Genomic DNA, 8,883 nt, shown 5'->3' with positions numbered 1-8,883 from the left:
CGAGCGATGAACGAATCGGACGATGGGCGTGCGCAGTGGGTGACGTCGCGAGGTCGGGTGCTTCCCGGCCTCGTGAAGCGTCGCGCCGAAGAGCGTTCGCTTTGCGAGCAAGATTTGTGAGTTACGCACCGTACGTCATCGTATGCGTGGCTGGCATTGCAATCGGCGGTGCTGCGCTTCACATCTTCGATAGCAGCCAACTTGCCAAGGAACAGGCTGCTCACGCGCGCGACAACGAGGCGAGCGTACGAAAGCTTGCGACCCTCTCGGAGGCTGCGGCGAAGGCAGCAAGCGCCGCAATCACCGCTCACAACACGGCAGCCGCCCGTATCGCAGCGCTCGACGAACAGTTCCACCGTGAGAGGATTTCCCATGAAGCTGACAACGCCAAAAATCGCGCCGCTATTGCTGACGGCACTCGTCGGCTGCGCATCGCAATCGCCGACGCGGGCTCCACAGACCACAGCGGTGCCGCAAATCCAAGCCCCGCCGCCGGCCGCGTGGGCGATGGAGCCCGTCGCTACGCCGAGCTACCACCAGAGATTGGAAGAGATCTTTTCGGAATAGCCGATGACGCTGACAGCGATGCACGTGCGAAGGCAGAGTATTTACAGCGATACCTATGTACCCTGCAACGGCAAGGATTTATCGCGGGCTCGTGTGCTTTCGGTCACAGCGCATATCGATTAGCACGCAACCACGGAGCAATCTGATCCCCCTAGTTCCCCTGCACAGCAGATCAAGGAGCAATGGGCCCGACTTGTCCGACATCAGTCCGTCGTTTGCTGTCAGAAGCGATATCCAACTCCTGCCCCGCCTCCATAGGAACCGCGCGTATTGCCAGTGAAAGAGGCTTTAACGCTCCATCTTTTTGTGGCAGTTGATAAGCCCAGAGCAACTGATGATTGGCCGCCGAACGTGCCACCAGCTATTGAAAGCATGCTTTCCCCCTGATATGCCTGAGGCAAATTGGCTATCGCGATAGCGGACGCCGAGCCTCCCGACGCATCTTTGCGATCGCGTTCCATCTCCAGGCGAAGTCTCGCAACCTCTGTGTCGGTATGTGCGTAAGCGCTGTCAATCCCTACCTTTAATGCGGCATTAAGCTGCCCGAGATTGACCGCGTCGGTTTCAGCGACGCCAGCGACAACATGAGAAATAACACGATTGCCCCCGTCGACGGCGACGCTTGGCGTTGGACGTGGATCGTCGCGCACGCGTGTTCGATGAGGGGAATTTTTTTCGATATTATCGACTCGCGATGATAATGAAAAAAATTGGCTGCCGTTTACCGCGTCCGTGCTCTCGGCACTGATCCGACCTGCCGCAACGTTCGTCAAAGCGACTACCGAAGTGGCGCCTACGCCGCCAAGAGTAATTAACGATTTATTATATCCAGCGTCATAAACGACTGCGTCGAGACGATCTCCCTTCTTATCGATGAGCCCTGCCTTTCGGAGCTGCGCTACATTGACCGCATCGGTTTCATCCGTGCCGTCAGCGACGTTGGTAATTTGTCGCTTTGACTGTCGATTACCTACTGAAATCGTATTTGCGCGGTCCGCCACGGAATTGCTGCCCAGCGCAACTGCGTTATCGTAGTCTGTGCGCGCATAAAGACCCACCGCAATGGCGTTTCTGCCCGACGCGCTCGCCGCTGGTCCCATTGCCAGTGCGTCTGTACCTACTGCCTGCGCGGCCGAGCGTACCGAATTTGCACCGAAGTATTGTCCAGCGCCACCCTTGGCGATCGTGTCTACCGTCGCCTTGACATCGCGTATCCTGTCGCTTACCGCCTTAACGCTCTCGTTCGTTTCGAAAAGTTGAGCACCGATTACGGCATCAGAACTTTCGGGTTCCAGCACAGCGGCCGAAACATTTTTTAGCTGTGACCCGGCTGCGCCACGGAAGGTAACAGAACTAGCTTGCTTGTCATCGTAGGCAACGAATCCATTTGATGCGCCGCCGCTTGCGTTGAAGCTTGCTCCTAGATCCATCAGTTGTCTAAGATTCACAGCGTCTGTCTCCCGCGAGCCGGCCGCGACGTTCACTAGTTGTCGCTCCATGCTGATTCTGCCAACGGAAATCGTGTTGGACCGATCTGCTAACGAATTAGCTCCCAGCGCAACGGATCCGTTCGCCGCTGCTAGTGCCAACGTTCCTACCGCGAGAGAGCTCTCGGCTCGGGCTTCTGCGCCGCTACCTAGAGCTGCTCCATGATATTGGAGAGCGTTTGACTTCTCTCCAAGCGCAAGGGCACGGGCTCCTCGAGCAATTGCATGTGGGCCGACTGCGAGCGCTGAACCAGACAGTGTTGCGTCTATTGAGCCCGCAACTCGTGCTCCCTCCAACTGCCCTCCTGCCGATGCGCCATCGCCAAGCGCCACATCGCCGTGTGCTTGTGCCGAAGCTCCTCGTCCAATTGCCACCGCACCAGACGCGTGAGTTTCTGTGCGTGAAACAGCCCCAATAGCTAACGATTGGCTTCCCCGCGCTTGAGCCCCCTCAGAAAGCGCCAAAGAGTCGCCGCCAACAGCCTTCGCATTGATGCCGACGGCAATGTCACCGTCGTGTTCTGCGGCCGCCCCGTCCCCCCAATCAATTCTGCGTAGGCCGAAAAGGCTCCGGAAGTCGCGGGATACAGTTTCATTAACACCGCCTTTGGCGGCGCTGCGCTGTTGCCTCGGGGAATTGTTAAATTTTGCCTCATGCTCCAACCATAGCTGATGCAGTCTCCTACTCGTTCGTTGTTCACCGCTATTTTGAAGCCTATTTTTCGCGCGCACCGCAGCCGCTAAAGTCTCGGGAGTTTGAAGCCCTCCAATCTGTATAACTGAATCTTTGGAAGATTGCGGAACAACTTGTGTCGTGGCCGCGCTTGTCGAACTCGATATTGCAACCACTGCAAATGCCAATCTTTTGCCTATATTGATGACCATCAAAACGCTCAATGAAATGGATTGATGTTGGTTTAAGAATAGAGAAGCTGAAAAAGTCCGCAGTCGACTAATTGACATCGTCGGACATAGCTCATGTGATAGCTTTCGATAAGAGTGGGGTCATCACAAAGCCGGATGTTCGCGTGCTGTAGCAGCGGCGTCATGTCTGCACGCATTAGGCATACTAGAGTCGATGCTTAAGCGATCGATCAAGAAAGCTCGGCCCCTCATAATTCGTTGCCGGCGCACCGGAGGCCAGACGCTTCACGAACTTTCTGTCTGACGAGGAGCTCGCGAAACGAGCCGGAAACAATTGCGTTTACCCACGTCTTCCTTTGAGTGACCCTGTGCTTGATTTGCTTGAAATATTTGAGCTTGCACGATAACCAGCGTAGCGAGTGCCGAACTCTCCACCTAGATACGTAAGGTTTGTTAATTTTTTTGAAATAGAGGTTTTCCGAGTTAATTGAGTTTGAAGTTGAGGCTGTGAAAAACGCTGTTACTTCATTGCAATTTCCATCTTGGAGGATTTCTTGCTTCGAGAAAGATTCCGATCATATTTTTCTCGAACGTCACAGGGTCGACATGGTCAATGTCGAATCAGCGTTGCGGCTAGCGCATTAACGTTGCAGTCGTCTTGACTGGCAGCGGGTGGGATCAGTGCCCAGGTCGATAAAACGTTCATCGTAGCGAATGCGTATACCGACCGAAATTCGCGCATCAGCGTACCGCACGCTTCCGAACTTCCGGCGGAAGTTTAGTGCTGTCTTGTTGGTGGCTCAGTTGCCTCAGGCATGGAAGCCGCCGCATAAATTGAAGCCGCGACATAATTGGCTGCGATTTACGATCACTTTTACGACGACCGTTCCTTGCGAGGAGGCGACAGCACTTCACTGCGCCATACACGCCAAGCTACGATGACGCTCGGGATTCTTTGGGCGAGTACGTCATAATAAGAAGCCCGACCAGAAGAGGCGCGAGCAGAATCCATGATACGGCATTGAGTGATCGCCCTGTGATGAAACCGTCTAAGACAATAGCGAAAATCGGAAACGCGACGAATGTCAGGGAAGCGCTAAACGCTGTAGTTCGACGTTGTAGCCAGAAGAAGCACATTACGCCAATAACATTCGCTACAAGTCCGAGATAGCTTATAGCAGCAATAGACGCACCGGAGAAGCGATCGAAGCTCGGGCTTTCGGAAATCAAGCTAAGCACTAATAGGGAAATCCCCGCCATCGTGCACGGTAGAGCGTTAAAGGTGAGTATCGGGACGGAGCAGCAACGCTTTTTGATAGATACGTAGGCAAATCCGTGCATCAGTACCGCTAGTAGTAGTGCGGCCGGCGCCAAGTAGTCGTCAAAGCTCGACCAGTCCAACTCAATTCTAAGGATGAGCGAAAGCGCGACCCATGCGAGTACTAGCCCGGTCAATTTTGAAAAGTAGATTTTTTCTTTCAACAAGATCGCCGACAGTAGCAAGACGACCACAGGCATGTTTGCGAAAATTAAAGCAGCCAGCCCCGGGTTTACATGTTTCTCTCCGTACATGATTAAGGCAACCGGGACTGCAAAGTAGCCAATCGTAAGGAATACTTGAAACCCTCGCTGCCCTGGCGGGAACAACAGCGGTGCTTTCTTAACTTTGGCCATCACAATAAGTATCGGCGAAGCAATTAGAAATCTAAGAGCGGTGGCGGTGATTGGTGGAATCGTGTCGACCGCGATGCTCATAGCGGTCCATGTTGTACTCCACGTCACTACGACAATAGCAAAAAGGGCGAGATTCGCTATGTTACCCATTAGTGTCTCCGATGCGAATTTTCCAAGCGATTATCATCTAGGTTTTTAACTGTGAAATCAATCGGACGCTGATATTGGATGCCTCGAACAAATCCGACAACATGCTACCGAAACGGCCACCAAGATTCGCCCTGTACGGCATGTCCGTATCTGATGCGAGTGCGAAGTCTATTGATGCCGCAGCCAGAAGCCACGCTTGTTTGCACAAATAGTACGAGTCCCATTTTCTACCCCTGGCGAAAGCTGCTACTCTAGTCTCACCTCTTTGATAGTAAGCGTAGATGTACAAAGAAAATCAAGTGCGGTGTCTCTTGGTGTAGTTGCGGTGATAAGCCGGTATAAAGGCGGCAAGGCTAGCGGGACGCAGTCTGGTGCGCGCGGATAGCATGGACGTGGCTATTTGATATAGCGCCAAGATTGCGGGCTAAAAATCGTTTGAATACCGCCTCTAATTTTTTATCTTAGTTATGCGCTATATACTGTTTTCCCTGTTATTAACTATCAGTGCATGCAGTGCCGCACCGAAACTCAAGTACGCTTATAACTGTCGAGAATTTCAGTCTAAATCCTTAAAGGTACGAGCGGTTTTTCTAGGGGTGGATGGGAGTGATTCAAAGGCTATATCGGCAGTAGTAAAAACCGTTGACGACCCTGTGACATCGACTGGTACGATTTCTATTAAACCATACATTGATGTGCAGGCCGGCATGGCGCTCTACCGGTTGCTTCTCCTTGCTGAACTGACGCAAAATACGATTGTGGTCGAACTTTGTTCCGACGACAACCAGGTGCAAGGTATGCACATGGATCCATGGTGAATTATGACCGGTCTTAAGATGATGGCTCAAAACGCCCGAGTTATTGCTGGGGGTTTATTTTTGGTTGGAACAACTAATGTCAGTGCAACTGACTTTCTATATCGGGTCGACAGTAGGCCGCCCGAGCAGATATTCTCGAGTGGTTTTGAATCTCATGGCGACAATTGGGATCTTGTGCAGCACTTAAATGGTGACTCCTGCGTCTCAGGTTCGCGAGACAGCGCATACGTGGCAATGACAGGTGGTGTTGATGAAACACGCCGAATTGCACGACAGTATTACTCTTCTTCTGCGTTTCATGGCACGTTGTACCGTTATGAGATTAGGGCGGACGAAAATTATTATCGCTTGAGAGTTTCAGTGGATTATTTAATCAGTAGAGGGGTTTCCTTTACACCAATACAACGACTGATGTTGGACATGCAGGAGGAGTACGTAGCTCACAGAGTAGCGTCAGAAAATATCCGAAGTGCAGTTCCATTGATCTATGATGTCCGGACGTCCGAAGTGCGGGATGGTGAAGGATTGTCGAATCCAAATTTCTTGGACATCGAATCTAACTTTAATCGCGGTGTGATTGATCGACTACCCGAACCTGCGCCGCGTCTGCGACATCGAGTATTGGCTTTCGCCAACCTGATTAGCGCTTGTTTTGCAACGTCCGCGGTGCATCGGCCAGACGATCTAACGGATCGCGGCGCTCGTTTCGAGGTGCCTTTCTTTGATGCCGACGCCCTCTTTGGTGAACTGATTTAGCGATTCAAAATCTCCTTAGAGTAAAGCGGGAACGTTTGTTTATACGATTCTTTTAATAAAAGAAAGTAGTGCGAAATGGTTGTATTCTCTAACTCTGTTCGGAGGTGGTATGACGGTCGGATGTGAAGAAAATTTCCTCGTTGCGCAGCAGGCAATAGGGACGCCAGAGGTAAAGGTACTCGTCAAGGAACTAGCAAAATACAAGCTTGGCGTATATATGCCGCACATGCACAATGATTCGGGCTTAATGATCTCACTTCCGGAGGCACTCGTTCAGGTTGAGAGTGAGCTAGCAGTGTCGTTCGTGCCCGTTGAGCAAGTCGCTGACGCTGAACGGCACGAGTTCAGGCCGGTTGCTTGGCGATGGTCGCACGAGAAAAATGCATTGATCATAACGAGCTTTTGTCGAAACTGGTGTTCGGGAAGCGGATCGGGATTGGCACAAGGCTCACGGCCCACGGCAGACGCAACGATAGGCTAACGAGAAGGTTCGTTCCCGATCATCGCTAGCGGCGCTTTGTACGGAGGGAAATTACTGTCCTCATTGATATCGGCGCAACACTCAGCTGGCGGCCGTTTAAAGGTTTCGTATGGGTGCGATTGCGAAGGCAATCGCTCATGCTCGGAGATTTGCAGACGGCGGACCAATAGTTGATCGCATGGGCCAGCACAGCCGCCTAACTTCTCAGTCTGATGCGCATCACCGTTCACGACTAACTCTGCAAACCATAGCGGTGCCGCAAATCCAGGCTCCGCCGCCGGCGGCGCGGGCGATGGAGCCCGTCGCTACGCCGAGCTACCACCGGAGATTGGAAGAGGTCTTTTCAAAATAGTTGACGATGCCTATGGCGACGCCCGCGAGAAAGCCGAATACCTACAGCGGTACATCTGCGCGCTTCAAGAGCAGGGCGTGATCGCGGGCAATTGTTCGAATGGGAGCGGCGACCCATCAAGCCCGGTCAAACGGCAAGACTGATTGCCATTCGTACACTGGCCGCCTTAATTCGACTCGTGAATTGTACTTACTGGCTCGGACCAACTTCATACTCTCGTGCAAGGTCGGCGTTTTCGAAGCTTGGATACAGCTGTTCAATTTCTGCGATGCCACTTTGGTATATTTCTGCCAGCATTTTCCCGACAGCTATCTTGCATCGTGTTTGTTCGTGCTCGTCAAGATAGTCCCATACCTGCGCCACTGCGTCGCTTAAATCACGGCTCGCCTCAAGCAGGGCAATATATAGAATCTTTGCGGCTTCGGAATTTCGCATCATTTGCTAACCTCGCATTCTGGCCGTTGGTTGCACCTGCATGAAACTCACAAAAACAAAGAGTATTCGGTGATGGTAATGCGAGCCAACAACCTGTTAAACGGAGGATGGATCATAGATAGCCTTTCAACGATCAAACAGTGTCGCTTGGAAAAGAATGATTCTTGATATTCGTCAAGATCCTCCGCCAGCCACAGTAGTGTTCGAAATTTGTCCATGCTGAGGTCTTTGCAATCTTCGTCGTTTCGACTGAGCATAGTTCTGCGAGCCGAAACTCGAGGAGGATGCTGGGCAAGTCGGGCATACATAATGCAGCACTAGCATGGAACGTTAAGCCTCGGGACGGACGAGGCCTAGTTTCTGCATGAAGCTGGCGGGTGTCCGACTTAAAACCGCATAACAATGACGTTAGGCCGGTTTCCGCTGCGCCTGTATCATTCGTGTAGCATATTCGAAACGGTCGGCGCGAATGCGCTGCGTACCGCCGAAGGGATCGTCGCTATCAGCAACGAGCCATAACATCGCGCCAAGAAACGCGGCGTAAAACAGAAATATGGGCGTGTGCCTCCTCGATAGTTGCCGATAACTGAATATCGTGAGTGCAACGGTGGCGACGCTCGACGAGATCAACAGCAACCACAGTGCCCCTGTTACGCCGTCGCCAGCGAGAGCGAAGCGATGAGTTCGGTTGACGGTAAGCTCTTTAAGCTCGGCGACAACTGCGTCATTTAAGGTATGAGCCTGCGGGTCGTCGGTTGAAATTACAGTTTGCCAAAGCCTGTCAAGGGTTGCGTCGGCCAATGGCACTTGCTCGATCGGCCGTTTTCCCGTGCTAGCCAATATTGGCCAGTCGTCATCCCGTACTTGTTCGGAGTACGACTGAAGCAGCCCGAGGATCTGGTCGCGTCGTGGCTCCGGGAGTCTTTGCGTCTCGCGCATCAGACTGTGGATCGCCCCTGTCTCGTTTGCTACTGTGTCACGGATCGCATTGTATTTCTCCCAAACGACGACGATCACGAAGGCCAAAAGAAGCTCACTTAAGATAGCAATCGCACTGGCGATGGTATCGGCTACCGCGCTCTCGGCGTCGTCGACAGCGCGTGCTGCAGGATAACGGCGCGCAGACAATAAAATGCCAAATGTCACTACGAGCATGCCGCCGATGAATGCTACAAGGCTGGTCCAGCCACCGCCCACCATGAATCGCTCGCCTAAAAGCATTAGAAATTTCCCCCATAGCTGACGCCATGCGCTGACAGACATCGGGTTAGCTGACTGCTAACAAGCGTAAGCGATCCA

7 protein-coding genes and 2 pseudogenes are annotated in these 8,883 nt (G+C 52.5%); 4 read left to right on the top strand and 5 right to left on the bottom strand.

The genetic code is table 11. The features are described 5' to 3' along the window. Together P9292_RS36560 and P9292_RS36555 are read left to right on the top strand one after the other, a co-directional pair. A pseudogene (locus tag P9292_RS36560) lies at positions 1 to 120 on the top strand (lysozyme); the annotation flags it as partial. Then, positions 117 to 713, top strand: coding sequence for a lysis system i-spanin subunit Rz (locus P9292_RS36555; protein WP_309963964.1), 597 nt, complete (start codon positions 117 to 119; stop codon positions 711 to 713). The pseudogene P9292_RS36560 and the gene P9292_RS36555, both read left to right, overlap by 4 nt. A gap of 75 nt (positions 714 to 788) precedes the next feature. Here P9292_RS36555 and P9292_RS36550 read toward each other — a convergent pair whose 3' ends face one another. The 3 genes and pseudogenes from P9292_RS36550 to P9292_RS36545 form a co-directional block, all read right to left on the bottom strand. Next, on the bottom strand, positions 789 to 2,051 hold the full coding sequence (locus P9292_RS36550) for a YadA-like family protein (protein ID WP_309854284.1): 1,263 nt from the start codon (positions 2,049 to 2,051) through the stop codon (positions 789 to 791). Positions 2,052 to 2,117: 66 nt separating this feature from the next. Beyond that, positions 2,118 to 2,939, bottom strand: a pseudogene (locus P9292_RS43375) (hypothetical protein); the annotation flags it as partial. 912 nt (positions 2,940 to 3,851) lie between these two features. After that, positions 3,852 to 4,742, bottom strand: a complete 891-nt coding sequence (locus P9292_RS36545; RefSeq protein WP_309854287.1) for a DMT family transporter — start codon at positions 4,740 to 4,742, stop codon at positions 3,852 to 3,854. Positions 4,743 to 5,209: 467 nt separating this feature from the next. Between P9292_RS36545 and P9292_RS36540 the strand changes: the two genes are divergently transcribed. Both P9292_RS36540 and P9292_RS36535 read left to right on the top strand, forming a co-directional pair. Continuing rightward, complete coding sequence (locus tag P9292_RS36540) at positions 5,210 to 5,560, top strand: hypothetical protein (RefSeq protein WP_309963962.1); 351 nt, start codon at positions 5,210 to 5,212, stop codon at positions 5,558 to 5,560. Between the two features lie 3 nt (positions 5,561 to 5,563). Further along, positions 5,564 to 6,316, top strand: a complete 753-nt coding sequence (locus P9292_RS36535) for a hypothetical protein (protein WP_309854290.1) — start codon at positions 5,564 to 5,566, stop codon at positions 6,314 to 6,316. A gap of 1,022 nt (positions 6,317 to 7,338) precedes the next feature. Here P9292_RS36535 and P9292_RS36530 read toward each other — a convergent pair. Continuing rightward, a complete protein-coding gene (locus P9292_RS36530) occupies positions 7,339 to 7,587 on the bottom strand; it encodes a hypothetical protein (protein WP_309843163.1) in 249 nt (82 codons plus the stop codon). 405 nt (positions 7,588 to 7,992) lie between these two features. Further along, the gene (locus P9292_RS36525; protein WP_309963960.1) at positions 7,993 to 8,805 is read right to left on the bottom strand and encodes a hypothetical protein; all 813 of its coding nucleotides are present in this window, start codon (positions 8,803 to 8,805) and stop codon (positions 7,993 to 7,995) included. Positions 8,806 to 8,883: the final 78 nt, after the last annotated feature.

Origin of the sequence: Caballeronia sp. LZ001, from assembly GCF_031450875.1 — a bacterium.
Lineage (GTDB): Bacteria > Pseudomonadota > Gammaproteobacteria > Burkholderiales > Burkholderiaceae > Caballeronia.
The sequence above is the reverse complement of the archived record's forward strand: the minus strand, read 5'-3'. Positions and strand labels throughout refer to the sequence as shown.

Bases quoted from the DNA above. Each gene is read 5' to 3' on its own strand.
- P9292_RS36535 (WP_309854290.1), top strand. From the start codon at position 5,564: ATGACCGGTCTTAAGATGATGGCTCAAAACGCCCGAGTTATTGCTGGG.
- P9292_RS36545 (WP_309854287.1), bottom strand. From the start codon at position 4,742: ATGGGTAACATAGCGAATCTCGCCCTTTTTGCTATTGTCGTAGTGACG.
- P9292_RS36530 (WP_309843163.1), bottom strand. From the start codon at position 7,587: ATGATGCGAAATTCCGAAGCCGCAAAGATTCTATATATTGCCCTGCTT.
- P9292_RS36525 (WP_309963960.1), bottom strand. From the start codon at position 8,805: ATGCTTTTAGGCGAGCGATTCATGGTGGGCGGTGGCTGGACCAGCCTT.
- P9292_RS36540 (WP_309963962.1), top strand. From the start codon at position 5,210: ATGCGCTATATACTGTTTTCCCTGTTATTAACTATCAGTGCATGCAGT.